Consider the following 26,022-nt stretch of genomic DNA (forward strand, 5'->3'; position numbering starts at 1 on the left):
CGCCCTAGAACCCGCCCGTCAGCCACTCGCTGTAGAACACGCCAAGCCCGAACATGCAGCAGATGCCGCCCATCAGCCAGAACCGGATGATGACCGTGGTTTCCGCCCAGCCCGCCAGTTCGAAGTGGTGGTGGAAGGGGGCCATGCGGAACAGGCGCCGTCGTGAGGTGCGGAAGACCGCGACCTGCAGCGCCACCGACAGGGCCTCGACCACGAACAGACCACCGATGACGATCATCAGCAGCTCGGTGCGGGTCGCGATCGCCAGACCGGCGACCAGACCGCCGAGCGCGAGCGAACCGGTGTCACCCATGAAGATCTTGGCGGGGGCGGCGTTCCACCAGAGGAAGCCGATGCAGCCGGCCATCGCGGCCGCGGCGATCACCGCGAGGTCCAGCGGGTCGCGCACGTCGTAGCACCCGGCCACGGCGTAGCTGGAGCAGTTGTAGCGGAACTGCCAGAACGAGATCACCACGTAGGTGCCGAACACCATCGCCGACGAGCCACCGGCGAGACCGTCGAGACCGTCGGTGAGGTTCACCGCGTTCGACCACGCGGCGACCATGCCGTAGCAGAAGACAACGAACCCGATGATGCCGAACGAGACCACGGTGATGTCGCGGACGAACGACAGGTTGACCGACGCGGGCGTCAGGCCGTCCTTGTTCGGGAACTGCATCACCAGGATCGCGAACGTGATCGTGGCGATGAACTGGCCGACCAGCTTCGCCGTCTTGTTCAGGCCCAGGTTGCGGGCCTTGCGGATCTTGATGAAGTCGTCGAGGAAGCCGACGAGGCCGAGCGACGTCGTCAGCATCAGCACGAGCAGACCGGACGCCGAGGGCGTCTGCCCTGACGCCGAGGCCGACATCGAGTTCACGAGGTGCGTGCCGAGGTACCCGGCCCACATCGCGACCAGGATGGCGAGACCACCCATGGTCGGCGTGCCGCGCTTGGTCTTGTGGTGCTGCGGACCGTCCTCGCGGATCTCCTGGCCGAAGCCCTGACGGGAGAAGATCTTGATCAGGTAGGGCGTCAGCAGGATCGACACCGCGAGTGCGATCGCTGCCGCGATCAGGATGCTCTTCACTTGGTTCCTGCCTCCAGCAGGGCCTCGGCGATGCGCCACAGGCGGTAGGCGTTGGATGCCTTGACCAGAACGACGTCACCGGGCCGGATCTCCGCGCGCAGCAACGCGATCGCCGCGTCCGCGTCCGGCACGAGGACGGATTCCTCTCCCCAAGATCCTTCCAGGTGCGCACCCTGGTGCATCGCGCGGGCCGCGTCACCGATGACGACGAGCTTGCTGATGTCGAGCCGCACCACGAGCCGGCCGATCTCGTCGTGTTCGCGGACGGCGTCGTCGCCCAGTTCCGCCATCGGGCCGAGCACGGCCCAGCTGCGGCGAGCGGGCGTGGTGGCGCGCGAGATCGTCGCGAGCGACTTCAACGCCGCGCGCACCGAGTCCGGGTTCGCGTTGTACGCGTCGTCGATGACCGTCACACCGTCGGCGCGATCGGTGATGACCATGCGGTGCGACGAAACCCGTTGCGCGGCACCGAGCCGCTGCGCGACCTCGTCCGGCGTGGCACCCAGCTCGAGGGCGATCGCGGCGGCGACCAGCGCGTTGCCCACCTGGTGCGGGCCGTTCAGCGCGAGCTTGACCCGCGCGTCGCCCTTGGCGGTCTTCAGCGTGAAGCTCGCGCGGGCCTGCTCGTCCAGCTCGACATCCTCCGCGCGGACGTCCGCGTTCTGGTTCTCGCCGACCAGGACGACCTTGGCCTTCGTGCGGCTCGCCATGCCCGCGACCAGCGGGTCGTCGGCGTTGAGGATCGCGACGCCGTCCTCGGGCAGTGCCTCGATCAGCTCGCCCTTGCCCTGCGCGATCCCCTCGCGGGAACCGAACTCGCCGAGGTGGGCGGTGCCGACGTTGAGCACGGCACCGAAGCGCGGCGGGGCGATCTCGCAGAGGTTCGCGATGTGGCCGATGCCGCGGGCGGACAGCTCCAGCACGAGGAACCTGGTGTCCTCGCCTGCCCGCAGCGCGGTCCACGGGTGGCCGAGCTCGTTGTTGAACGACTCCGGCGGCGCGATGACGTCGCCGACCGGGCGCAGCACCTGGGCGATGAGGTCCTTTGTGGACGTCTTCCCCGCGGAACCGGTGACGCCGACGATCGTGAGCTCTTTGAGCTGGTCGGTGACGTACCGGGCGAGCTTGGCCAGCGCCTCGAGCACCGCGGCGCCCTCGCCGGTCTTGTCGCCCGCCAGCACGTACGCGCCCGCGTGCCTGGTCTCCACCGGCGGCGCGATCACCGCGGGGGCGTCGACCTCGCGGCCGGCCAGCACCCCGACGGCCCCGGCCGCGACGGCCTGGGCGGCGAAGTCGTGGCCGTCCACGCGTTCACCGGGCAGCGCCAGGAAGAGGCCGCCCTCGGTGACCTTGCGGGTGTCGAACTCGATGGAACCCGTGACCACCGGGCTGCCATCGGTTGCGTGCAACCGTCCGCCGACGATCTCTGCGATCTCGGCGAGCGTCAGTGCGATCAACGGTGAGCCTTTCTGATCGCGGCGGTCAGCGTCTCCACGTCCGAGAACGGGTGGATCACGCCGGCGATCTCCTGTCCCGTCTCGTGTCCCTTGCCCGCCACGACGACGACATCGCCCGGATGTGCCAGCTCGACGGCCTTGAAGATCGCGAGCTTCCGGTCGCCGATCTCCAGCACCTCGCCCCTGTTCTCGGTGGCGAGGGCCCCTTCGAGCATGGCGGCCCGAATAGAGGACGCGTCTTCGCTCCTCGGGTTGTCATCGGTGATGATCAACACGTCGGCCCGTTGCGCGGCGGCCTCGCCCATCAGCGGCCGCTTCGCGCGATCGCGGTCACCGCCGCAGCCCAGCACGATGATCACGCGGCCGTCGGTCTTGGCGCGCACGGCGTCCAGCGCGAGCGCGACGGCGGCCGGCTTGTGCGAGTAGTCGACGACCGCCGTGAACGCCTGGCCCTCGTCGACGCGCTGCATGCGGCCGGGAACCCCGACGTCACGCAGGCCCTCCGCGATGGCTTGCGGCGGAATGCCTTCCGCGTGCAGGCAGGCGATCGCGAGCAGGGCGTTCGCGATGTTGAAGCTGCCGGCGAGCGGGAGGTGGATCTCGATGTCGCAGTCGGGGCCGTTCGCGGTGAACGTCTGCTCACCGGTCGGGCTCACCACGACGTTGCTCGCGGTCCACGTCGCGGGCTTGGTGGTGGCGACGGTGATGGTGGAGTCCTTGACCAGCCTGGGCCCCCACTCGCCGTCCACGCAGACCACTTCCCGGCGCGCGCGGCCGTCGAACAGCTGCGCCTTGACCTGGAAGTACTCCTCCATGTCCGCGTGGTAGTCGAGGTGGTCCTGGCTCAGGTTGGTGAACGCGCCGATCTCGAACTCGGTGGCGGCGACACGGCCCATGTGCAGCGCGTGGCTCGACACCTCCATCGCCACGTCGGTGACACCGCGCTCGGCCATCACCGCGAACAGCGCCTGCAGGTCCGGCGCCTCCGGCGTGGTGTGCGAGCTGCCGAGCTGCTCGTCGCCGATGCGCGTACCGACCGTGCCGATGAGACCGGTCTTCCTGCCCGCGGCCTTGAGCACGGACTCGATCATGTACGTCGTGGTGGTCTTGCCCGACGTGCCGGTGACACCCCAGAGCTTCACCTTCGTCGACGGCTGACCGTAGACATGCGCGGCGAGCAGCCCCACGACCTCGCGCGGGCGCGGGTGGACCAGCACGGGCACGTCCTTGAGCGCGTCACGCGCGGCACCGGCCTCGTCCGTCAGCACCGCGACGGCACCGTTCGCGAGAGCCGTCTCGGCGAAGTCGGCGCCGTGCACGTGGGCACCCGGCAGTGCGGCGTACAGGTCTCCGGGGACCACGTGCTGTGCACGCAGAGTCACCCCCGTCACCTGGACGTCGGCATGCGCTGGCCTCGTCAGGTGCACGTCGGCGACCGCGGCGAGAGCAGCCACGGAAGCAGGTCGGATGCGGGTGGGGCGGGGCGGGGCGGTCGCGACCTTGCCCTCGAGCTTGGCAGGCACGGGCAAGAGGCTACCGGCGTGCGCGGAGTGGCCGATCGCCGCGTTGGCAATCGGGTGATGATCTGCCGTGATGGGCCGTTCGAGTGGCCTTGCCCGTTGCGCCTGGAGAGTGAGCCCGACCAGCCGAACAAGTTCCTGCCCGGTTTGGGACTTTGGCCCCTGTGACCAGCGGTCCGAGCGCGGTGAGGTAGGGCAGGCAGGAGGCGGCGATGAAGACGAGCACAACGGTGCAACCCAGGAGGTTCGCTTTCTGGGCACCGGATTTCAGTCGTTCCGTGACGGTAGGGGTCGACACTTCCGAGACCGCGTATCACGCTTTCGAGTGGGCAGCGCGGCACGCCTGGTCACTCAGGACGGACCTCCAGGTGTACCTCGCAGACCCGGGCGACACGACGGTCCAGCGCGTCCTGGAACGACTTCCCATGCTCACCGCCCACTTCCGGCCGAGCGGTGACGACCCGGTGGCCGCACTGGCGAGGGCGTCGGACTCGAGCGCGACCTTGGTCTTGGGGTGCAAGGGCGAACAGCACCGCAGCCTGGGTCTGGGTTCGCTCGTCCTCCCGGTGTTGCGCCGCGCGCGGTGCGGAGTCGTAGTGGTGCGCGGACGACCCCCGGCGATCCGTGGCGAATACGGCTGGATCACCGCCGCCGTCGGCGGGTGCGAGGACCCGGTCGTGCTGCGGCGCGCGGTCGAGCTCTGCCGCACCCGCCGAGCGTCGTTGCGCCTGCTCCACGTCCACCCACCGGCCCAGCACGGTGTGGCCGTCCCCCGCGACGAGGCCGCGGTCCGCCGCGCCGTGTTGTTCTTGCGCACCACGGCACCCGAGCTCACGCCCGAGGTTCTGGTGGAGTCGCGGCACCCGCACGAGGCCCTGGCCTCTTTGGACTCGGACATGGTGGTCGTTGGTCGCGGCGGGCAGAACGACGGCGTCGGGCTGATCACGCGGGCAGCGCTCTATCACGCCTCTTGTCCCGTCTTGGTGGCTCGGCCCGAACCCCTTCACGACGATCGGGTGGTGCTGTAACCGGAAACTCGTTCGGCCGCGCTTGAGCTATCTGGCACGTGCTGATGCCGCGTGCCGCTGATCTGGGGCATCACCGGGCAGTTCACCCCGGCGGCCCTGGCAGGTCTTGCGCAGCACGGCTCCCGCGGTGCCCGGCAGCGAGACCGAGCGGACCCTGGAGCCCTTCTCGTCGACATGCGACGAGGAGAGCCGCACGGTGACCGCGGAGCTGCCGGTCTTGTTCGCGTTGACGATCACGGTGCCGCACGCGAAGTCACGCTGGAACACGTTCGAGGCCACGGCGAAGTACGTACCGGCCGGAGCGCCCAGGTCCCAGTCGTACTCGGCGCGCCACTGCGAGGGGTTGCCGTAGCGGTCGGTCTCCTCGATCTCGGAGATCGCCGCGTTCGAACCGGCCGCCAGCAGGTAGCTCGCGTAGGCGTAGCGGAACGGCTGCTCGGCGCCGCTGTGGTGCGGCTGCACCCAGGTGATCTTTCCCTTGGCCTCGTTGGCGGCGATCTCGGCCACCTGGCGGCTCCAGCCTTCTGGGTACTCGGCGAGCAGGTCGTTGTCGTTGAAGGTCAGCCACCACTCGTCGAAGCCGCCGTCGAGGTTCTCGACGTAGCTGCCCCAGGCGCCCTCGTGGAGGCGGGCGTTGGACATGTTCGCGACGGTTTTGAGGCCCGCGTCCACGAACTTCTGCCGGGTGTTGGCGAACATCGAGCGGTAGGCCTCGCGCATGGACTCGTCGGTCGGGTACGCGGCCGGGCAGACACCCTCGTGGTAGGTGTCGCAGGCGAAGAGCGCGTTGTCCATGAAAACGCCGTCGAACGATCCCTTCGACGACGCGATCACGTTGTCGGCCCAGGCGTTCTGGTAGTCGGTGTTGCCGACGTCCATCTGCCAATGGCCCTCGTAACCGTCGTACTCGAAGCGCTTGCCGTCCGGGTCGAGCAGAAACCAGGAGAGGTCGGCCGCGCAGTAACCGACACCGGTGGGCAGAGCGGAATCGTCGACGCCCGCCGTGCACGCATGACCACGCGTTGACGAAAGGTCCTTGTAGACGAACGTCCGAATCTTCGGGTTGGCCGCCTTGAACTTCGCGGCAAGATCACTTTCCCAGGCGTTGAGCACGACGTACGAACGGCGCGCGGCCTCCGTGGTGATCATTTCATCAGACGTCGGCGTGCTGGTCATGTGCAGCCAGTACGACTTGGCAGTCCAGGCGTCCTCCCCTGCCCGAGCTGCGAGAACCAGCGCCACCGTCAACGCGGCGACCAAGATCGAATATCCGAGGAAACGCACACCAAACTCCATCTCGCCTTGCACTCCGGTTTCGGAGTAGCAGACCTGATGGAATGCGTCTCATTACGAGTGGTTCACATGACGATTTTCACTGTTGATCAGGAAAGGGGCGCGTCACAAGAGTGCACACTCCCACGAAACGATCTACATCTGCAGCTGCACGAACGGCGTCTGCTCCGCCGACATCGGTACCTTGAACCGCTGGGTCAGGTAGGTGGCGATGTCGTGGAACAACGGCGCCGCCGAGGCGCTGAACTGGGTGCCGTGCGGCGCGTCGAGCATGATGCCGACGACATAGCGCGGGTTGTCGGCCGGGAGGATGCCGGCGAACGTGATCCAGTACTGCGACTGCGAGTAGCACTTGCAGGTCGGGTCGATCTGCTGGGCCGTGCCCGTCTTGCCCGCGATCTGGTAGCCGGGCAACGCGGCCTGTTTGCCGGTGCCGTTCTGGTTCGCGTCACGTGGATCGGACTGCGTGACCGACCGGAACATGTCGCGGACCGTCTTCGCGGTCTGCGGCGAGACGACCCGGACGCCTTCCGGGCGCTGCTTCTCCGACCGCGCGCCCTCCTCGCCGATCTCGGCGCGGATCAGCCGGGGCGGGATGCGCACGCCGTCGTTGGCGATGGCCTGGTACATGCCGGTCATCTGCAGCAACGTCATCGAGAGACCCTGGCCGATCGGCAGGTTGCCGAAGGTCGAGCCGGACCACTGGTTGAGCGGCGGCACGACACCGGCCTCCTCGCCGGGGACACCGGAGTTGGTGCGGCGGCCGAGACCGAACTTCTGCAGCATCTCGGCGTAGCGCTCCTTGCCGACCTCCTGGGCGGCGAGCAGCGTGCCCACGTTGGACGACTTGGCGAACACGCCGGTGAACGACATGGGCACCGTCGAGTGGGTCCACGCGTCCCTGATCGTGCGGTCGGCGACCTTCAGCGAGCCCGGCACCTGCAGCACGTCGTCCGGCTTGAAGAGGCCGTACTCGACGGCCGCGGCGGCCGTGACGATCTTGTTCACCGAACCCGGTTCGAAGCTCGACGAGACCGCGGCGTTGCGGAGCTGGTCCTCGGAAGCCTTGCCGAAGTCGGTCGGGTCGTAGGTCTTGTCGTTGGCCATCGCGACGATCTCGCCGGTGCGGCTGTCCAGCACGACGGCGGAGGCCGTCTTGGCGCCCGACTTCTTCGCGTAATCGGTGACCATCCTCTGCACCGCGTACTGGGTGTCGATGTCGATGGTCAGCTCGAGGCTCTTGCCCGGCATCGGCTTCACGAGCTCGCGCTCGGTGTTCGGGATGACGAGCGTGTCGTCACCGGACATCGTGTCGACCACGCGGCGCCCCATGCGGCCGGCCAGCGTGTTGTCCTGCGAGCTCTCCAGGCCGAGGATGCCCTGCGTGGTCGGCGGCTTCTCCTCCTGGCGCCAGTTCGCGGCGCCGATGATGTTCGACGCCACCTCGCCGTTGGGGTAGATGCGCTTCGAGCGGTACTCCGAGCCGATCTCCGACGGGTACTTCGCGACGATCTTCGCCGCCTTGGCCGGCTCGGCCTCGCTGACCAGGACCTCGTAGCTGATGTCCTTCACGAGCTGCCGGTAGACGGTTTCCTCGTCGGTCTTCTCGCCGTTGACCTCGGGGCCGAGGGTCGACGAGATGAACTTCGCGACCTCGCGCATGTGGTCGTCGTAGGTGAGCGGGTACTTCTCGGGTTCCTTCGCGCGTGCCTCGTCCCACGTCTTGCGGGCCCGCTGCGGGAGGATGTAGAGCGCGCGCACCTCGATCGAGAACGCGAGCTGGTTGCCGTTGCGGTCGAGGATCGAGCCGCGCTCGGCGGGGATGTCCAGACGCGTGGTGCGCTGCTTCTGCGCCTGCTGCGCCAGTTCGGCCGCCTGGATGCCCTGCACCTGCACGAGCTTCACGCCCGCGATCAGCAGCGCGCCGATCAGCAGGATCCGGCCGACGGCGATGCGCACCCTGCTGTTGCCGCCCAGCCGCGCGGTGGGACGAGGGCCGCGCACCGACAGCGGGCGGCGCGGCCCCCTCTGTTGCGGACCCGGCATCAGCCACCCGCCGGAGGAGGCTGGTTGCCCACAGGCGGTGTCTGACCGGCAGGCGGCGCCGGCGGCTCGGAGGACGGCGGTGGCGGAGGCGTCGACTTGGTCGGCGCGCTCGGCTTGCCGAACTCCTCGATCGAGCCGTCCGGGTTCTGCCGCAGCCGCGCCGGGTTCGACGGCTCGACGAGACCCATCTCGGTGGCCCGGCGCGCGAGGTCGGTGGGCGACTCGAGCAGCGCGACCTCACGGCGCAGCTGCTCCATCCGCAACGTCAGCTTCTCCGCCTCGGCCTTCGCCTCCTGCAGTCGGTAGGTGTCGGCGGCGGCCTGGGTCGAGAAGTACATGATCCCGGCGATGCCCGCGCCCAGCACGAGCATCACCAGCACGACGAACGGAGCCTTCGACGCCGGCTTCTGCTGCGGCGCCGCGGCACCGCCCCGCAGGTTCTGGGCGCGCTGGGCCCGGCGGGCGTAGGCGCGCTCCGCACCGGCGGTGCGCCGGCGTGCCCTGTCGTGTTCCTCGGTCTTCTTCTTGGAAGGGTCGCGGGGCGACGGCTCGCCGACCCGTGCGGGTGCCGTCATCTCGGTTCTCCGATCCGTTCCGCCGCCCTGAGCCGTACCGGGGCCGCGCGCGGGTTGTCCTCGATCTCCTGCTCCGACGCGAGCTCAGCGCCCTTCGTGAGCAACTTGAGCTCCGGCCCGTGGCCCGGCAGTTCGACCGGCAGGCCCGGCGGCGTCTTCGACTTCGCGAGCTCCGCGAACGCCTGCTTCACCATCCGGTCCTCGAGGGACTGGTAGGACTCCACGACGATCCGCCCGCCCATGCCCAGCACGCCCAGCGCGGCGGGAAGCGCCAGCCGCAACGACTCCAGCTCGCCGTTGACCTCGATCCGCAACGCCTGGAACGTCCGCTTCGCCGGATGCCCGCCCGTGCGCCTCGACGCCGCGGGGACGACGTTGTACAGGAGCTCGACGAGCCGTCCGGAGTTGGTGAACGGCTCCTTCTCGCGCTCCCTGAGCACCGCCGAGGCGATCTTGCCCGCGAACCGCTCCTCGCCGTAGGTGGAGAGGATCCGCGCGAGGTCGCCGTGCGAGTACGTGTTGAGCACGTCCGCCGCCGTCATCCCGGTGCCCTTGGACATCCGCATGTCGAGCGGCGCGTCCTTCGAGTACGCGAACCCGCGTTCCTCCTCGTCCAGCTGCAACGAGGACACGCCGAGGTCCATCAGCACACCGTCCACATGCGAGTAGCCGAGGTCGTGCACGGCTTCGTCGATGTGGTCGTAGGTGACGTTGACGAGCTTCACCCGATCGCCGTGGCGAGCGAGACGCGTCCCGGCCATCTCGATGGCCTGCGGGTCGCGGTCGAGCCCGATGAGCGTCAGCTCCGGGTGGGCGCTGAGCAGCGCGTCGGAGTGGCCACCCATGCCGAGCGTCGCGTCGACTACGACAGCGGGCTTGCCTTCGAGCGCCGGAGCGAAGAGTTCCAGGACGCGGTCCAGCAGCACCGGAACGTGCCGCGGCTGATCCATCGGTCCCTCTACTCCCCTGATGCGCGTTCGGGTGACGTCAGGTCCCCGCCCGCCCGTCGAACCTGGCGCCGGGGAAGGTGCGCCAGGGCCGATAGTCGAGCGGACCGAGGCCTCACGGCACCCGAATCGCGGTGGAACATCCGGCCTGTTGCTCGGCTGACCGCCATCAGAAGACGCCCGGTATGACCTCCTCGCGAGCCTCGGCGTAGCCGTCCTCGTGCTCCTCGAGGTAGGTCTGCCAGGCCACCGCGTCCCAGATCTCCAACCTGGTGAACGCGCCGACGACCACGCACTCCTTGGTCAGCCCGGCATACCGGCGCAGTTCCGGTGCGATCAGAACGCGGCCCTGACCGTCCGGACGCTGCTCGTCCGTACCTGCGAACAAATAACGCTGATAGGCGCGTACGGCGTCGTTGGTGAACGGCGCCTCGGCGACCTTCCTCGCCATCTGCTCGAACTCCGCTCGCGGGAACACGTACAGGCAGTGGTCCTGGCCCTTGGTGACCATGAGACCTCCCGCCAGTTCGTCCCGGAACTTCGCAGGCAGTGTCAGCCGACCCTTGTCGTCCAGGCGCGGGTAGTGAGTGCCGAGGAACATCGGCAGCCACCTCCCTCGCCGGGCGACGGACCGGCAGTGGAGCCCCCGTCTGCCCCACCGGCCGCCACAGTACCCCACTTTTCACCACAGTCAACGCTGAAACAGGTGTTTACGCACCAACTCGTAACCCGTTTGTGCAGGTAGATCGAGTGGGGAACGCGTGGGGGGACGGTGGGGGAGCTGGTCAGCCTCCACCTGCGCGGGTGAGGGTTCGAGGCCGATTTGCCACTCGAACGGCCTAGAAATTTCGGCCAAAACGTGGGGTTGGAACGCGATGGTGGGGGAAGGTGGAAAGCGGTGGTGCGAACCCGATGCGGCCCGCAGGTGTAGGGCTTGTCACATCGGGTCGACGTGAGCGGGAGCAGACGAGCATGGGTGTCGGTGAGCGGCTGGGGCTGTCGGTGTCGCTCGCTACCGTGGGGCAGAACGTTCCCAACCCGAGACACCTCGGTCTCGCGCAGCGGAAGCTGCGCCGTCTGCAGCGCCAGGCCGCTCGACGCGTCGGCCCCGACCGACGCAGCGGGCAGCGGCCCTCGCACCGATGGCGCAAGACCGCTGCCGGGATCGCGCTGCTGCACACCAAGATCGCGCACGCCCGCGGGGACGGCTTGCACAAGCTCACCAGCGGCCTGGTCCGCAGGTTCGGCACGATCGTGGTGGAAGACCTCAACGTCTCCGGCATGCTGCGCAACCGGCGCCTGGCTCGTCGTGTAGCCGATGCCGGTATGGGCGAGCTGCGACGGATGGTCGGTTACAAGACCGATTGGAGCGGCACTCGGCTGGTAGTGGCCGACCACTGGTATCCGTCCTCCAAGACCTGCTCGGGCTGCGGCGCGGTGAAAACCAAACTGCCGCTGCGTGTCCGGCTGTACCGCTGCGACGAGTGCGGTCTCGTCCTCGATCGCGACCTCAACGCCGCCCGCAACCTCGCCGCACTGGTCGGGGAGACTGCGAGCAGCACGTCCACGGCGAGTTGCGCCGGGACGTTAAGTGAGCCCGATGGAAACCCATGTCAGACCCACTCGGTGTGGGCAGCGGGTATCGCCACGGGAAGACCCGCACCACCAGGCGCGGGCCAACGTCGCCGCCGAAAGGCGACGACTGCCTGAAGACCGTGAACGCACCTAATTCACACTTCAGGTAACGGCACTTAGCCGTGGTTTGACACACTGCGTGAAACGCTCACACGTCCGTGTTCCGGACACGGCTGCTGGAGGTTTAGTGACACCGGGAAGCCCAAGCGCGAACAGTCACGCGCCGGTCGATCAGATCCTGGGAGAGTTGCACGGCGCCGTCCAGCGGATCGCCGCCAACGTCGAACGGGTGCTCGTCGGCAAACCCGACGTGGTCCGTCTCGCCCTCGTGACACTGCTCGCCGAAGGGCACCTGCTGGTGGAGGACGTGCCGGGTGTCGGCAAGACCTCCCTCGCGAAAGCGCTTGCCCGCTCCATCGACTGCACCGTGAGCCGCGTGCAGTTCACGCCCGACCTGTTGCCGAGCGACATCACCGGCTCGTCCATCTACAACCGGCAGGAGAACGACTTCGAGTTCCGGCCGGGACCGATCTTCGCGAACATCGTCGTCGGCGACGAGATCAACCGAGCCTCCCCCAAGACGCAGTCCGCGCTCCTGGAGTGCATGGAGGAGCATCAGGTCACGGTCGACGCGAACACGTACCCGCTGGGTTCGCCGTTCATGGTGATCGCGACGCAGAACCCGATCGAGATGGAGGGCACCTACGCCCTGCCGGAGGCACAGCGCGACAGGTTCACCGCGCGCGTGTCGATCGGCTACCCGGACCCGGCGGCCGAGCTCGCGATGGTCGACGAGCACGCGGGCCACAACCCGCTCGACGACCTGCGTCCCGTCTCGGACGCGGCCCAGGTGCTGCGGCTGATCGAGGCCGTGCGCCGGGTGCACCTCTCCCCCGAGGTGCGGCGTTACGCCGTCGAGCTGGTGTCGGCCACGCGCCGGCTGCCGGAGCTGCGGCTGGGTGCGTCGCCTCGGTCCACGTTGCACCTCGTGCGCGCGGCGCGGGCACAAGCCGCGCTGGCGGGCCGTGACTTCGTGGTGCCGGACGACATCCACTCGATCGCGATCCCCGTGCTCGCGCACCGGCTCGTGATGACCGCGGAGGCGCAGGCCGCCCGCCGGTCACCCGCCGAACTGATCAGGGCGTTGCTGCAGCGGGTGCCGGTGCCGACGGCGGCACTCGACCCGAGCGCGGCCTTCGTCCGCAGCATGAGCAACAACAACGCAGGGACGCCACGCTGACGATGCGAACCGCACTGTCCGGTCTGACCACACGCGGTCGATGTCTGCTGGCCGCGGGGTTCGCTGCCGGGGTGTGCGCCGCCGTGTTGAACGAGCGCGACCTGCTCAGGGTCGCCGCGTTCGTCATCGCGCTGCCTCTGCTGGCCGCGTGGCTCGCGACGAGGGCTCGGGTGGGGTTGCACGCCGCCCGGTTCCTCGCGCCGAGCCGCGTGCCCGTCGGTGCGGCGGCCGAGGTGAAGCTGGACCTGCGCAGCACCGGCCGGTTGCCGACGGGCGGGTTGATGCTCGAGGACACGGTGCCGTACGCGCTGGGGGCGCGGCCGCGGTTCCTGGTGGAACGGTTGCCGCGCAACACGCCCACGTCGTTGCGCTACCCGCTGAAGCCGGTCATGCGCGGCATCCAGCAGGTCGGTCCGCTCATGGCGAGGATCACCGACCCGTTCGGGCTCGCCGAGTTCGACCGCGAGCTCGCGGGCCGGTCGCGGCTGGTCGTGGTGCCGCGGGTCGTGCGGCTGTCGGGTCTGCCCGGCGGTTCCGGCATGGGTGCGGGCGACGACGGCTCGGTGCGGCTGCGGGCCGGGCAGGGCGAGGACGACGCGGTGGTGCGGCCGTACCGGCACGGTGACGACCTGCGGAAGGTCCACTGGCGGTCGACGGCCCGGCGCGACGAGCTGATGGTCCGGGTCGAGGAGCGTCCGTGGCGCGGCGGCACGACGGTGCTGCTCGACCACCGGGTGTACGCGCACCGCGGCAGCGGACCGACGGCGTCGCTGGAGTGGGCGATCTCGTTCGTGGCGTCGATCTGCCTGCACCTGCACCACTTCGGGCACCAGGTGCGCCTGGTCTCCGAGGACGGGCGGGTGCTCGCGGGCGGGTCGTCCGACGGCGGGCACAGCGACCACGTGGTGCTGGACTCGCTGGCCGCGTTGCAGGGCTCGCACCGCCGTGAGCTGAGCTCCGGCATCGACCCCGGCGCCGGTCAGGAGGTCATCGCGGTGCTGGGCGGCGTGTCGCCCGCGTCCGTGGAAGAGCTGATCAGGTACCGGCCACGTGGCATGCGCAGCCTGGCCGTGCTGCTCGACGTGAACGCCTGGGCCGGTGGCTCGGACGCCACCGCGCCCGATCCCGAGGACGCGCGGCGGTTGCTGACCGGCGCCGGCTGGGGTGTGGCGATCGCGCGGCCGTCGGCGTCGATGCAGCAGGTGTGGCAGGAGTTGTGCGCCTCGGCCGGCAACCGGGGGCCGTCGGTTCGCTCGGAGGTGGGCTGAGATGGGGTCCCGTTCCGCTCCCGCGAAGGCCACCGAGCCCGAGTGGTTCACCTCGGCCACGCCGTGGATCGCGGCGCTCGCGGTGCTGTGCGCGTCGACGGCGCTCTCCGGCGTCATCGAGGGTGATCTCTGGCTGGTGCGCATCGGCGTGGTGATCGTGGCGATCACCGTGACCGGCGCGTTCCTGCGGGCCACCAGGCTGACCCCGCCGCTGGTCGCGATCGCCCAGGTCTTCGTGCTGTTGTGCCTGCTCACGGCGTTGCACACGCGGTCGGGCATCTTCCTGTTCATCCCCGGCCCCGACGCTCTGGGCGAGCTCGGCGACGTGCTCGCGGAGTCCGTCGCGCAGGTGCAGACCGGGGTGCCGCCGGTGCACGCGACACCACCGATCCAGGCGCTCGTGGTGCTGGCGATCGGCCTGGTCGCGGTGCTGGTGGACACGCTGGCCGTGGCCGCTGCGGCACCGGCGGCGTCCGGGCTCGTGTTGCTGTGTGTGTTCGCGGTGCCCGCGTCGCTGGCCGACGAGATGCTGCCGTTCTGGACGTTCATCCTGGGCGCGGCGGCGTTCGCGATGCTGCTCGCGGTCGACGGCCAGCACCGGCACGAGGCGTGGCGCGGCAGGCTCGGGTCCGGGTCGGCGAGCGGGTCAGGTGGTTCCGCGACCACGGTGGCTTCGATCGCCATGGTGATCGCGCTGATCGTCGGGGCGGGCTTCACGTTCGTCGGCACCGTCGGCCGGTTGCCGATGAGCGGCAGCGGTGGCGGCGGCAAGGGCGGCATCGGGCTGAGCGAGATGACGTCGTTGCGCGGCATGCTGAACCGCGGCAAGACCGCCGAGGTGTTCTACGTGCGCGGCCTGCCGGAGCAGACCTACATGCGGGCGACGACGCTGGCCAGGTACGTGCCGGACAAGGGCTGGGAGCGCGGCACCGACCCCGGCGGCCAGCCGGCGCGCGGCGAGCTGCCGCCCCAGGCCGGTGACCGCGGTGAGGGCAAGACGACGCGGATCGAGATCGAGCCGCGCGACTGGCGGAGCTTCTGGCTGCCGACCTACGGCGCCGTCCGCCGCATCGACACCCCGGACGACGACTACCGCTTCGACGTGAAGAAGGGCGTGATCTTCAGCCAGCGCGAGCGCGAGCCGGAGCCGTACGTGATCGACACGGTGCTCTCGACGCCCACGAAGCAGGCACTGCGCATGACGCCGGACTCGAAGAACGTGGTCGACGCCGAGTACTACAAGTTCGAGGGCGTCGAGCAGCAGGTGGTCGACCTGGCGAACAAGATCGTCGAGGGCTCCACCAACAACTTCGACAAGGCCGCCGCGCTGACCGCGTTCTTCAACAGCCCGACCAGCGGCTTCAAGTACGACCTGAAGACCAAGGGCGACGCCAGCAAGGACGCGCTGACCGACTTCGTGACGCGCAGCAAGGTCGGCTACTGCGAGCAGTTCGCCTCCGCGATGGCAGTGATGGCCCGCGTCGTCGGCCTGCCGTCGCGCGTCGCGATCGGCTTCACCGCCGGTGTGCCGTCCGCTGACAACTCCTACCGCGTGGTCAGCACCGACGACGCGCACGCGTGGGTCGAGATCTTCTTCCCGAACCACGGCTGGATGACCTTCGACCCGACGCCGGTCGACGACGGCCGCGGCGTCGTGCCGCCGTACCTGCGCGAGACCTCGCCGGGTGCGGAGGAACAGCCGACCGCCGAGACGAAGACCGAGACGGTGAAGCCGTCCACCAGCGGGTCGGCCCAGCCGTCCACCTCGGCCGACGGCACCGACAACACCCAGAACCAGCAGCAGGCCGGCGAGTCCGGACCGCAGCCGTGGCACCTGTGGGCGCTCGGTGTGGTGCTGGTGCTGGCGGCCCTGCTGACGGTGTTCCTGGTGCTCGCGCTCCTCGGTGTGGTCAGCGCGGGCCTGATGGGCGTGGCGTGGGCGCGCAAGCTGCTGATCCCCTCCGCTGCCGGGTTGTGGCTGATCGGTGTCGGCCTGGCGGCTGCGCTGCTCTCGTGGCTGCTCGCGATCGTGCTGGTCGCCGCAGGGCTCTTCCTGACGCCGCTGCTGGTGCGTGCGGTGCGCCGCCACAACCGCCTGCACACGGTCGCGGCACTCGGTCCCGGTGCGGCCTCCGCGGCCTGGAGCGAGCTCATGGCGGAGTCGATCGACCGCGGCGCACCCGTTCCGGCGGCGGAGACGATCAGGACGGCTGCCCGGCGGCTGGCGCGCGAGCACAACCTCGACGAGGCGGGCAAGGACGGCCTGCGCGTGGTGATCGGGGCCATCGAGCGGTCCTGGTACAGCGCCAACCCCGCGGCCGATCCGGCGCTGCCCGGAGCCCTGGCCGCAGTGCGACAGTCGTTGCGACAGAACGCTCCGCTGTCGTTGCGGGCGAAGCTCTTCCCGAAGTCGGTGCTCAAGCCGACGCCCGCGCCGGTGGCCGAGACGCCGGAGCGGGAAGCCGTTCCGGTCTGAGGTTCCGAGCAAAGCAAAAGGCCCGCTCCCTCTCGGGGCGGGCCTTTGCTTGTGGCTTGAGTTCTACTGCTCCTCGTCGAAGCGACGACGGAAGCGCTCCTCCATCCGTTCGGAGAACGAGCTGCGGCTGCGTGAGGGCTTGCCGTCTTCCTGCGTCCCCTCGGCGACCTGGTCGCCGCGACGCAGCGTCGTCAGGGTGATGAGCACACCGAAGAACATCAGCAGGAAGCCGAAGACGCTCACGACGGGAATCCCGACGATCGCGAGCTTCGGGAACATCACACCAGCGACGAGCGCCGCCACACCTGCCACGAACAACACGATGCCCTGTACGCGGCGTCGCTTGGACGGCCGCCGCAACTTGGCGCCTCGTACGGTGGATGCGAACTTCGGGTCTTCGGCGTAGAGCGCGCGCTCGATCTGGTCGAGCAGTCGCTGCTCGTGCTCGGAGAGTGGCATCGTTCCTCCTCCGGCACAGCGGTCGCGGGCGCCGGGTGTTCTCGGTTTCCGCCGAACCCGGCGGACGACCCACCCTGGGGACGTCACCCCCCAGGATACGATCCACACGCCCCGGCGACTACCCAGTCGGCCTTCTCATACGGTCGGTTCGGTCACCATCATCCTCCTGGGGCAGTGGTGAGGCCGTCGTGAGGGCCTTCCGACCCGCGTTCACACCCCATTCGGCTCTTCTATCCGTCCCGGTACGGGCGCGGTGGCGGCCCGCGGAGGGCACGACGGGACCCATTCGAGCGTTCTGGACGGAGCGTGACGCCGCCGCGCGAGGTCGTCTCAGTTCGCGCTCACGGCGAGGACGCGCGGACGGGGCACGGCTCCCGCCCGCGCGTCGCGGTTGATCAGCCCGCGATCTTGTAGGCGCGGATGATCGTCACCTCGCCGGTGTTGCCCGCCGCGTCCGCCGTCTTGGCGCGCAGCGACGCGAACTTCGCACCGTTCGGGTGCTTCACGATCGCCCGGTCACCGGCGACCGGGACCTGCTGCCAGGTCGCGCCGTCGTCGAAGGAGACCTCGACGGTGACGCGCCTGACCTTCGGCGTGTTCTGCTGCTGCTCGACCTTCAGCGGGACGACGAGCACACGGCCGTGGGCGGTGTCCTGGTCGTCGAGCCTGGGCAGGAAGCGGACCACCGAGAGCGGCAGGTGCGTCACGTCGGTCGTGTGCTTGGCCTTGAACGTCCAGGCACCGCTCACCTTCGTGGACACCTCGGCGGTGCGGCTGTGCTCGATCTCCGCCCGGTAGGAGCCTTCGGCGGCCGGCACGTCGAAGACCGCGCCCTGCTCGGGCTGCTCGCCGAGCTTGGTGCCGTTGTGGAACAACGTGGTCGTCGCCGTACCGGTGCCGGACCGGCCCTCACCGCCGTTGCCGTCGGTGAAGAGCGGGACCCTGACCGCGATCTGGTCCTCCAACCGCGCGAGACCGAAGCCGGGAGCTTCCGGGACGGACGGGCCGAGGACGGCCCTGCCGAACGCCTGCGCGTACTTCTTGCCGCCCTTGAAGGACTTCGCCGGGGTCTCCGTCGAGTACTCGCGGATGTCCTCAGGAGCGATGCGGTCGTACATCCAGCTCCACTTGCCACCGGTGGTGTTGACGAAGTCGACGGCGCGGCCGTTGTCGGGTACCGGGGCGTACCAGGCCAAGCCGCCGCTGCCGTCGATCGGGTGCGGCACCACCGCGACGCCGTGGCGGTAGCCCGCGCCTGCCGGGCGGAAGGTGCTCGTCATCTCGGCGAGCTCGTTCGGCTTGGCGGTGCGCTCGAACCCGGTGGGCATGCCGCTCCGGGTCCACATCAGGCGATAGCTCACCGGCGTCTTCTCGTCCCGGGGCGTGCCCTGCAACTGCTCGGCGATCGTGACCGAGAAGCCTGGTGCGTCCGGTCCGAGCTGCGCGGTGAGCACGTTGCCCGCCAGGCCGCCGAAGAACGCCCAACCCGAGCCGGACGGCTGGCCCGCCACCTTCGTGGTGTACGAGATCGTGCCGACCATGCCCTTGGCGGCGGCGTCCGGCGTCTTGATCGCGACGGGCTTGGCCTTGCGCCCGTCGACCGTGATCGCGGCCTTCCCGTTCACCACGAACTGGGGCTGCACCAGGAAGAGAACCTTCTTGTCCTGTGTGAAGATCGCACTGTCCACGATGTACTCGCCCTTGGGCAGGCGGACGTTCTTGGCCAGTCCCGAGTAGAACTTGCCGGTTCTGGTGTTGATGAACACCGTGCCGTGCTCGGCCGCCGGGTTGCCGTCGAGGCCCAGCGCCGAGACGCCGACGTCGTAGCTCTCGACCTCACGGTTGACGCTGATCAGCGTGCGCTGGCCGTTCGACGCGACAACCGCGCCGCTGTAGGCACCGTCGGCCGCGTTCACCTTGGTGTCAGCGGTGATCGTGGCCTTGGCCTCGCCTCCAGCAGGAACAGTGAGCTTCGCCGGGGACACCGCGAACAGACCGGCGGGCGAGGGCTTGCCGTCCGGTCCGGTGACGTCGACGGTCAGGTCGAGCGTGAGCGGGTCCTTGCCGCCGTTGCGGTAGGTGACCTCGCGGACGACCTTCTGGTCGTCGTCGTGCGGCCACTGCTGCAGCCCGAAGTTGATGTTGGCGGGCTCGGAGACCACCTGCTGCGCCAGCATCTTCGGCACGTCCACCCGTCCGGCGCCCTGGTCGAACGGCTTCAGCGCGGGATTGGCCTTCGCCGACGCCATGATCGTCGCCTTGAGCCGCGTGCCGGTCCAGTCCGGGTGCTGCTGCTTGAGCAGCGCGACGACACCCGCGACGTGCGGAGTGGCCATCGACGTGCCGGACATCGCGACGTGGCCCTGTTTTCCGGCCTCGGCCGCCACGATGTCGACGCCGGGCGCGGTGACGTCCGGCTTGACCGCACCGTCCGCGGCGGGACCACGGCTGGAGAACGGCGCGATGCCGTCGGCGCGGTCAACGGCACCCACGGTCAGCGCGGACTCGGCGCTGCCGGGCGACCCGATCGTCTCCGGCCGGCCCGAGTTGCCCGCCGCGATCACGAACAGCGCGCCGGTCTGCGCGGAGATCCGGTTGACGGCCTCCTCGAGCGGATCGATCTCCGGCGTGTCACCTCCTCCCAGGCTCATGTTGATGACGTGCGCACCCTGCTCGGCCGCCCACTGCATGCCGGCGAGGATCGCCGACTCGGTGCAGCCGCCCGGCTCGCAGACCTTGCCGTCGAGGATCTCCGCATCCGGCGCGACACCGCGGTACTTCTCGCCCTTGCTGGCGATCGTCGACGCGACGTGCGTGCCGTGCCCGACCTCGTCGGTGTTGTCCGGCGAGGTGGTGAAGTTCTTCTCGGCGACCTGCTTGCCCTGCAGGTCCGGGTGCTTCTCGTCGACGCCCGTGTCGAGCACGGCGACCTTCACGCCCTTGCCGGTGACACCGGCCTGCCACGCCTCAGGCGCCCCGATCTGCTTGGTGCTGCGGTCGAGCGCCACCTTGCGGACGCCGTCGAGCCACACCTTCTCGGCCGCGCCGCCGCGCAGCGACTCCCAGGCACTGCCCGACTTCTCGGCCGTGCCGGTTACCAGGTCGGCCACGGACTCCTTGGCGCCCAACACGTTGATGCCCGATCGTGCGCCCGCCGCCGGCCGCACGATCACGGGAACGTTGTCGCGGCGCGCGTCGTCGTAGCCGAACTCCACCAACGACGTCACGTCGAACAGCCGCTGGTCGAGCTTTCCGCCCGCCACCAACGCCACTGCGTCCGCCGGCACGACGTGCTGGTGCCCGGCCTGCGTGAAGGTGCGCACGGCGAGCTTCTCCCGGCCCGGCCCCGGCACGTACCGCACGACCCGGTCGCCGGCCAGCTCCACCCGGTCACCGGTGATCAGCGTGACGCTCTGGTTGCTCTGGCCGCTGTGTCCCGGTGCGGGCGCCTCCGCGTGTGCGACAGCCGCCGTCACCGAAGTGACGAGACCCGCCGACAACGCGAGCGCGGCGATCCCCCGACGGGCACCTCTCTGTCCTGCTCTCACTGGCTACCTCCAGTGTTCGATGAGGTGTTGCCCGAGTGACCGTAGGGACACCGAGTGTCACCTCACCTCCTTCTGTGGACCGGAGGTGTGGTCGCGGAACTCATCCCGCAGACGTAGGCGGAGTGACCGATCGACCGGTTGACAGACCTGCCGTTCATTCGGCGTTGAGTCGTGATCGTCCATCATGCACACTGCGTCCTGCCGCCATCTGCACGCGGCACTGGGGGAAGGTCGCTCTGCTCATGCGTGTTTCGATCCGTGCTGCCATCGCGGTCGCGCTGCTCGTCGGTTTCTACGTCCTCGCCGTCGGCCTGATCGGCGGACTCCTCGCGCTGGAGACGTTCGCCCTGATCAACCGGCCGTTCGTCGGCCTGAAGCTGGCACTGCTCGTCGTCCCGGTGGTGTTCGCACTGGTCAAGGGCCTGGTCTCGCTGGAGCGCCGGGAGACCGAGGAGGTGCCCGGCACCCTCGTCACCCCCGCGGACCAGCCCGCGCTCTGGGACCTCGTCCGCCGCCTGGCCGCCGACCTCGGAACCCGCCCGCCGGACGAGATCCGGATCCTCGCCGCGGTGAACGCCGGCGTCGCCGAGGACACCCGGTTCCTGGGTCTGCGCGTGCTGAAGCGCAGGATGTTCATCGGTGCTCCCCTGCTCACCTCCCTGACCGAAAAGCAGCTCATCGCCGTGCTCGCGCACGAGCTCGGGCACTACGCCAACAAGGACACGCGCCTGGCCGGCGTCGTCGTCTCCGGGCGCGCCGCCATGCTGCGCGCCGGCTCCCACATGAACGCCGAACACTGGTTCCAGCGCCTGATCGCCAAGCTGTTCCAGGGCTACGCCAAGCTGTACCTCCGCGTCTCCCAGGCCATCAGCCGCCGCCAGGAGTTCGCCGCCGACCGCTTCTCTGCGCAGCTGGCCGGTTCGTCGGCCGCCTCGTCCGCACTGCGCGAACTGCCGGTGATCGACGCCGCGTGGGACCTCTTCACCGACCGCCATCTGACCGTCGCCTGGGACCTCGGCTACCTCCCCACGACGTTCTTCGAAGGCTTCGCCCGCCTGCGCACCTCCCCGGAACTCCACGAGGAGCTGGAGGAGATCCGCCAGCACCCGTCCGACCCGGATCGCGGCCCGTACGATTCGCACCCGCCGCTGAAGGAGCGCATCGCCGCCATCGACGCCCTGGCCCTGGAGCCAGAGTCGGGCTGGGGCGACCGCCCCGCCGTCGAGCTGCTCACCGACCCGATGCCGTTGCTGGACTCCGCCGTGCTCAACTCGCTGAAGTCCGACGCCCACGCCAAGCAACGCGTCGACTGGGCCACACTCAGCCACATCGGTGCCCGAGCCCGTGTCGTGCACGGCACCGAACGCCTCCTGAACGCGGCCGCCGCGGCGATGAACCAGCCGCCGTCGCTGACGACCGTCCTCAACGCCCTCGACGCGGGCCGGCTGGCCGACCTCGGCTCCTACACCCCTGGCAACAAGAACGCCGGCGTGCGAGCCCGCCGCGAAATGGCCCGCGGCGAGGTCCTGCCCGAGCTGTCGGCGTTGGTGGCGCTCGCCTTCTCCGACGCGGGCCTGGCCCGCTGGGAGCTCGACTGGCTGGGACGAACGACATTCGTCACCTCCTCCGACGACTTCGACATGGCCACCCACCTGGACACCGCGGTCTCCGACCACGGCAGCACCGAAGGCCTGCGCACCGCACTGGCCATGGCCGGCGTAGCCCCCGACTACCGCCCCGCGCACTGACTTCACGTGCTCTGACTGGAGGTATCTCGTGGTGCTCTCCCTTCTCTTCAAGCCCAAGGAACTCATCGCCGTCATCCGCCTGATGCGCGAGGCCAAGCGCCTGGGCATGGAGATCGACGAACTCCCGCCCGAGGTGGTCGCGGCCCACGTGCTGCCCAAAACCCACCCCGAGCGCTACGGCCTGGTCCCCGACGCCGACGTGACCTCCACGTCCCCGATCGAGGACCTGGCCCTGGCCGCCGTGAAGGACGACGTCCGCGCCGGCAACTGGGAGAACGCCGCCGACCTCGTCACCGCCACCCTCGGCGACTGGGACCGCCGAGAACGCGTCGTGTGGGCTCTGGCCGACCTCGCCGCCAAGGACGACACGTGGATGTCCGCCTGGCAGGCCGCCCGCCCCGGCGACCCGCACTGGATCGTGGTGCACGCGAAGGCGCTGGTAGCCCTCGCCTGGGACATCCGCGGCAACGCCGCCGCCTCCGAAACCACGCGCGAGCAGTTCGAGGGCTTCCACCGCGTGCTGTTCGAGGCCCGCGAGGCCGCCACGGTGGCAGCCTCCGTCCTGCCGGACGACCCGACCCCGTGGAACACGATGCTGACCCTCGCGCGCGGCCTGCAGATGCCGCACGACGAGTTCCGCGCCGTGTGGGCCGAGCTGATGGCCCGGGACCCGTTGCACCACAACGGACACCTGCAGGCCCTGCAGTACTGGTGCCGCAAGTGGCACGGGTCGAACGAGCTGGCGCTGGAGTTCGCCCTGGAGGCCGCCGCCAAGTCGCCGAAGTTCCTGGCTTGGCCTCTGCAGGCCGCGTACGAGGCTGACAGCACTGATCCGGAGATGTGGAAGTCGCCTGCTGTGGTTGCCTCCTTGGATGCTTTGTTGGATCGGTTGGCGGATGAGGGGGCGGACACGTACGCGCTTCGTGATGACCGCGGGTACGCGGCGTTCGCTTTGATGCAGCTGCAGCGGTTCGAGGAGGCGGTGGGACAGTTCCGGGCTCTCGGGGCCTTGGCGGATGCTGGACCTTGGGACTACTACGAGGTACCTCGGCTCACGTTCCTCGCGCAGCGCGGGGTCGCGGTCCAGAAGATGGCCAAGGGCAAGGGAATCAAGGCTCCGGTCCGGTAGGGGTGTGGGCTCCTTTCTCGGGGGTGCGGGGCCGGGGGGTGGGGGCCGCCCTCGGGTGCGAGGGGCGGGCCGCGAGCTCGGTGTTGCCGGCTGCGGGGTGCCCTCGCGCGCGGGCAGCTGCCTCGGGTGCAGGCTGCGCGCCTGCCTGGGGTGCGGGGGCGGGCTGAGGGATTGGTGTTGCCGGGCTGCGGGTTCAGCGTCGGCGGCTATCGGGTTGGTGCTGGCGAGCTGCGGGCTTGGTGTCGGCGGGCTACGGGGTTGGTGTGGCGGGGCTGTCGGGCGGCGGTGGCTCGCGAACGGCAGGCTGAAGCGCTGCGTTGGCGCCTGCCGGGCGTTGCGCCGAACCGAGATCGCCTCGGGCAGGGCGGGACGTGCTCGTACGTCACGCGCAGGTTGAGTGCGTGACTGCCGGAACCGAGCTCGCACCGGCAGCCGCGCACATGGCCAGCAGGGCAGGCGCCCTCACACGTGACCGGCTACGCGGACGCTGACGCACAGCAGGGATGCGCGCCAGGCCGGTTTTCGGGGTGGGACAGACGGGTCTAGCCCACCGCCATCGGCACGCGGGCCGAGGGCACGGACAGCGGGCGGCGTTCCATCACCGCGCGTTCAAGTTGGCGGGCCGGCGATTCGCCCAGGAGTTTGCGAGCCAGGGCGGTGCCGCGGGTCGGGGCCAGGGCCAGTTCCGTGCGGAGGGCCTGGGCGCCTACGAAGTGGCTCACCTCCTCCAGGATGGCCTTGGTGTCCGGGATGGACTTGGTGCGGCGGACCGCGTCGATCGCCGCTCGTTCCAGCGGGGCCACGTGGAAGCCTCTGCGGACCACGGGGCGGGGGAGGCGGTCGGTGCGTTCCACGCGCAGGGCGCCGTAGCCCAGGGCTCGGGAGCGGCGTGGGGCCAGGACGTGGATCGCGCCCAGCAGTGGGATCGCGGACTTCATACCGTGCAGGCAGAGTGCGTCGAAGGCGGTGAGCATGGCGCCTTCGCCCGCGTACATGAGGGACGCGTGGACCAGCTGGGTGCGGCTGGGGCCTGCCCGGCTCAGCAGCAGGATGCCGGGTAGCAGGCGTTGCCAGGGGCCGCCGGGGCGGCAGCGGGACTCCACCAGGGGTGCGGTCAGGCCCACGTGGAGGAGGGCGGCTGTCGGGGCTACTCGGTGGTCGAAGAGGGTGCCCAGGGCTTCGAGGTCGATGGGGTGGCGCATGGGTTCATGGTGGGGTGGGTGGGGGTGGGGTGGACCTCGGGGCGGGGAAGTTGTGGATAACTCGCGGGTTGTGGACAAGTCGCGATCACTCGGGCTTGGGATCGAACTCTGCTGTCCTTTCTGGACTGTTGCCGAGCAGTGAGGCCGGACGAACCGCCAGCGAGCCGAAGCGGGAACGGGCCTGGTCCGCGGCTTGTTCTGCTTCGCGCCAGCCGCGCTCCGGGGCGTCGAAGATCAGTTGCTGGGCGGAGTCGGCGTTGTCAAGTCCCTCTATTCGGACGCCGATCAGGCGGACCGCGCCGGGTGGTACCTGGGTGTCGAGGAGCTCGGCCGCGATGCGGTAGATCTCCTGGGTCACGTCCGTCGCCACGGGCAGGGTGCGCGAGCGGGTGATCGTCGTGAAGTCGGAGAAGCGGACCTTGATGGACACCGTTCGGCCGTGCAAACCCTTGGCGCGCAACGAACCCGCGGAGCGTTCGGAGAGACGGAGCAGCTCGCGGCGCAACAACGCGCGGTCGTAGTGGTCGACCTCGAACGTTTCCTCGGCGCCGATCGACTTCTCCCGCGTCACCGGCACCACGGCGCGTTCGTCGACGCCGGCCGCCAGAGCGTGGAGGTGCTCGGCAAGCGCCACACCGATCAGGCGACGCAGCCGAGGCAGAGGGGTGGCCGCGACGTCGGCGACGGTCTCCAGGCCCAGTTCCTCAAGGCGTGCAGCGGTTTTCGCGCCAACACCCCACAACGCCGAGACCGGCAGGGGATGCAGGAAGTCCAGCGAGGCAGAAGCGGGCACGACCATCATGCCGTCGGGCTTGCACATGCCGGAGGCGAGCTTGGCGAGGAACTTCGTCGACGACACCCCGACCGAACAGGTGACTCCGTGATCGGCGAACACCCGCGACCTGATCAGCTCCCCCACCCCACCCGGCGTCAGGCCGAGCCGCCGCAGAGCCCCGCCGACGTCGAGGAAAGCCTCGTCGAGCGACAACGGTTCCACCAACGGCGTGATGTCGCGGAAGATCGCCATGACACCGCGCGAGACCTCCTGGTACAGGTCGAACTGCGGCGGCAGGTACACGGCGTGCGGCGCCAGGCGACGGGCATGAGCGGTCGGCATCGCGGAGCGCACGCCGTACTCACGGGCCAGGTAGTTGGCGGAGCAGACGACGCCACGCCCCCCGATGCCACCGACGACGACGGGCACCGAAGCAAGCTCGGGGCGTTCGCGGATCTCCACCGACGCGTAGAAGGCGTCCATGTCGACGTGCAGCATCCGGCAGCCCGTGTCGTCGGGCCAGACACCATCACGAGCACGGAACCGATCGCGCAGGCCGCGTGGCAGGTTCGCACTGCGACCCATG

General features: G+C 69.6%; 19 protein-coding genes. 7 read left to right on the forward strand and 12 right to left on the reverse strand.

The genetic code is table 11. The annotated features are described in order from the left end of the window. Nucleotides 1–4: 4 nt before the first annotated feature. The 3 genes from mraY to JOD27_RS18405 are packed head-to-tail and all read right to left on the reverse strand — an operon-like array spanning nt 5 to nt 4,070. Nucleotides 5–1,090 (reverse strand): phospho-N-acetylmuramoyl-pentapeptide-transferase, encoded by a 1,086-nt coding sequence (gene mraY / locus JOD27_RS18395; RefSeq protein WP_204763465.1) that lies wholly within the window; start codon nt 1,088–1,090, stop codon nt 5–7. Next, on the reverse strand, nt 1,087–2,547 hold the full coding sequence (locus tag JOD27_RS18400) for a UDP-N-acetylmuramoyl-tripeptide--D-alanyl-D-alanine ligase (protein WP_204763466.1): 1,461 nt from the start codon (nt 2,545–2,547) through the stop codon (nt 1,087–1,089). Before JOD27_RS18400 ends, mraY begins: the two co-directional genes overlap by 4 nt. Next, a complete protein-coding gene (locus JOD27_RS18405; protein WP_204763467.1) occupies nt 2,544–4,070 on the reverse strand; it encodes a UDP-N-acetylmuramoyl-L-alanyl-D-glutamate--2,6-diaminopimelate ligase in 1,527 nt (508 codons plus the stop codon). The genes JOD27_RS18400 and JOD27_RS18405 overlap by 4 nt, the downstream gene beginning before the upstream one ends. Before the next feature lie 365 nt (nt 4,071–4,435). Between JOD27_RS18405 and JOD27_RS18410 the strand changes: the two genes are divergently transcribed. Then, nucleotides 4,436–5,095 (forward strand): universal stress protein, encoded by a 660-nt coding sequence (locus tag JOD27_RS18410; protein ID WP_204763468.1) that lies wholly within the window; start codon nt 4,436–4,438, stop codon nt 5,093–5,095. A 27-nt stretch (nt 5,096–5,122) separates the two neighbouring features. On the opposite strand, the gene JOD27_RS18415 is transcribed toward JOD27_RS18410, so the two are convergent. From JOD27_RS18415 to mraZ, 5 genes are all read right to left on the reverse strand, one after another. Next, nucleotides 5,123–6,379, reverse strand: a complete 1,257-nt coding sequence (locus JOD27_RS18415; protein WP_204763469.1) for a putative glycoside hydrolase — start codon at nt 6,377–6,379, stop codon at nt 5,123–5,125. Nucleotides 6,380–6,523: 144 nt separating this feature from the next. Continuing rightward, on the reverse strand, nt 6,524–8,434 hold the full coding sequence (locus tag JOD27_RS18420; RefSeq protein WP_204763470.1) for a peptidoglycan D,D-transpeptidase FtsI family protein: 1,911 nt from the start codon (nt 8,432–8,434) through the stop codon (nt 6,524–6,526). Continuing rightward, the gene (ftsL, locus tag JOD27_RS18425) at nt 8,434–9,009 is read right to left on the reverse strand and encodes a cell division protein FtsL (protein WP_204763471.1); all 576 of its coding nucleotides are present in this window, start codon (nt 9,007–9,009) and stop codon (nt 8,434–8,436) included. The genes JOD27_RS18420 and ftsL overlap by 1 nt, the downstream gene beginning before the upstream one ends. Continuing rightward, entirely contained in the window at nt 9,006–9,959 is a 954-nt protein-coding gene (rsmH, locus tag JOD27_RS18430) for a 16S rRNA (cytosine(1402)-N(4))-methyltransferase RsmH (RefSeq protein WP_204763472.1), read from the reverse strand. The genes ftsL and rsmH overlap by 4 nt, the downstream gene beginning before the upstream one ends. Before the next feature lie 166 nt (nt 9,960–10,125). Next, nucleotides 10,126–10,557 (reverse strand): division/cell wall cluster transcriptional repressor MraZ, encoded by a 432-nt coding sequence (gene mraZ / locus JOD27_RS18435; protein WP_204763473.1) that lies wholly within the window; start codon nt 10,555–10,557, stop codon nt 10,126–10,128. Between the two features lie 371 nt (nt 10,558–10,928). Here mraZ and JOD27_RS18440 point away from each other — a divergent pair, with 371 nt between their 5' ends. From JOD27_RS18440 to JOD27_RS18455, 4 genes are all read left to right on the forward strand, one after another. After that, nucleotides 10,929–11,666 carry an RNA-guided endonuclease TnpB family protein gene (locus JOD27_RS18440; protein WP_204763474.1) on the forward strand — a complete coding sequence of 246 codons (738 nt, stop codon included), beginning with the start codon at nt 10,929–10,931 and terminating at the stop codon, nt 11,664–11,666. 112 nt (nt 11,667–11,778) lie between these two features. Continuing rightward, nucleotides 11,779–12,831, forward strand: coding sequence for an AAA family ATPase (locus JOD27_RS18445; RefSeq protein WP_372441707.1), 1,053 nt, complete (start codon nt 11,779–11,781; stop codon nt 12,829–12,831). A 2-nt stretch (nt 12,832–12,833) separates the two neighbouring features. Then, nucleotides 12,834–14,099, forward strand: a complete 1,266-nt coding sequence (locus JOD27_RS18450) for a DUF58 domain-containing protein (protein ID WP_204763476.1) — start codon at nt 12,834–12,836, stop codon at nt 14,097–14,099. 1 nt (nt 14,100) lies between these two features. Next, nucleotides 14,101–16,575, forward strand: coding sequence for a transglutaminase TgpA family protein (locus JOD27_RS18455; protein ID WP_204763477.1), 2,475 nt, complete (start codon nt 14,101–14,103; stop codon nt 16,573–16,575). A 63-nt stretch (nt 16,576–16,638) separates the two neighbouring features. Here JOD27_RS18455 and JOD27_RS18460 read toward each other — a convergent pair whose 3' ends face one another. Together JOD27_RS18460 and JOD27_RS18465 are read right to left on the reverse strand one after the other, a co-directional pair. Next, entirely contained in the window at nt 16,639–17,034 is a 396-nt protein-coding gene (locus JOD27_RS18460) for an SCO2097 family morphological protein (RefSeq protein ID WP_204763478.1), read from the reverse strand. 395 nt (nt 17,035–17,429) lie between these two features. Then, entirely contained in the window at nt 17,430–20,582 is a 3,153-nt protein-coding gene (locus tag JOD27_RS18465) for a S8 family serine peptidase (RefSeq protein ID WP_204763479.1), read from the reverse strand. 242 nt (nt 20,583–20,824) lie between these two features. On the opposite strand from JOD27_RS18465, the gene JOD27_RS18470 reads away from it, so the two are divergent. Together JOD27_RS18470 and JOD27_RS18475 are read left to right on the forward strand one after the other, a co-directional pair. Next, entirely contained in the window at nt 20,825–22,330 is a 1,506-nt protein-coding gene (locus tag JOD27_RS18470; RefSeq protein ID WP_204763480.1) for a M48 family metalloprotease, read from the forward strand. 31 nt (nt 22,331–22,361) lie between these two features. Then, nucleotides 22,362–23,459 carry a DUF4034 domain-containing protein gene (locus JOD27_RS18475; RefSeq protein ID WP_204763481.1) on the forward strand — a complete coding sequence of 366 codons (1,098 nt, stop codon included), beginning with the start codon at nt 22,362–22,364 and terminating at the stop codon, nt 23,457–23,459. Between the two features lie 542 nt (nt 23,460–24,001). Here JOD27_RS18475 and JOD27_RS18480 read toward each other — a convergent pair. Together JOD27_RS18480 and JOD27_RS18485 are read right to left on the reverse strand one after the other, a co-directional pair. Then, nucleotides 24,002–24,661: a hypothetical protein gene (locus tag JOD27_RS18480; protein ID WP_204763482.1), complete on the reverse strand. Its 660-nt coding sequence runs from the start codon at nt 24,659–24,661 to the stop codon at nt 24,002–24,004. Nucleotides 24,662–24,746: 85 nt separating this feature from the next. Beyond that, entirely contained in the window at nt 24,747–26,021 is a 1,275-nt protein-coding gene (locus JOD27_RS18485) for a DNA polymerase IV (protein WP_204763483.1), read from the reverse strand. Nucleotide 26,022 lies beyond the last annotated feature (1 nt).

Origin of the sequence: Lentzea nigeriaca, from assembly GCF_016907955.1 — a bacterium.
GTDB lineage: Bacteria > Actinomycetota > Actinomycetes > Mycobacteriales > Pseudonocardiaceae > Lentzea > Lentzea nigeriaca.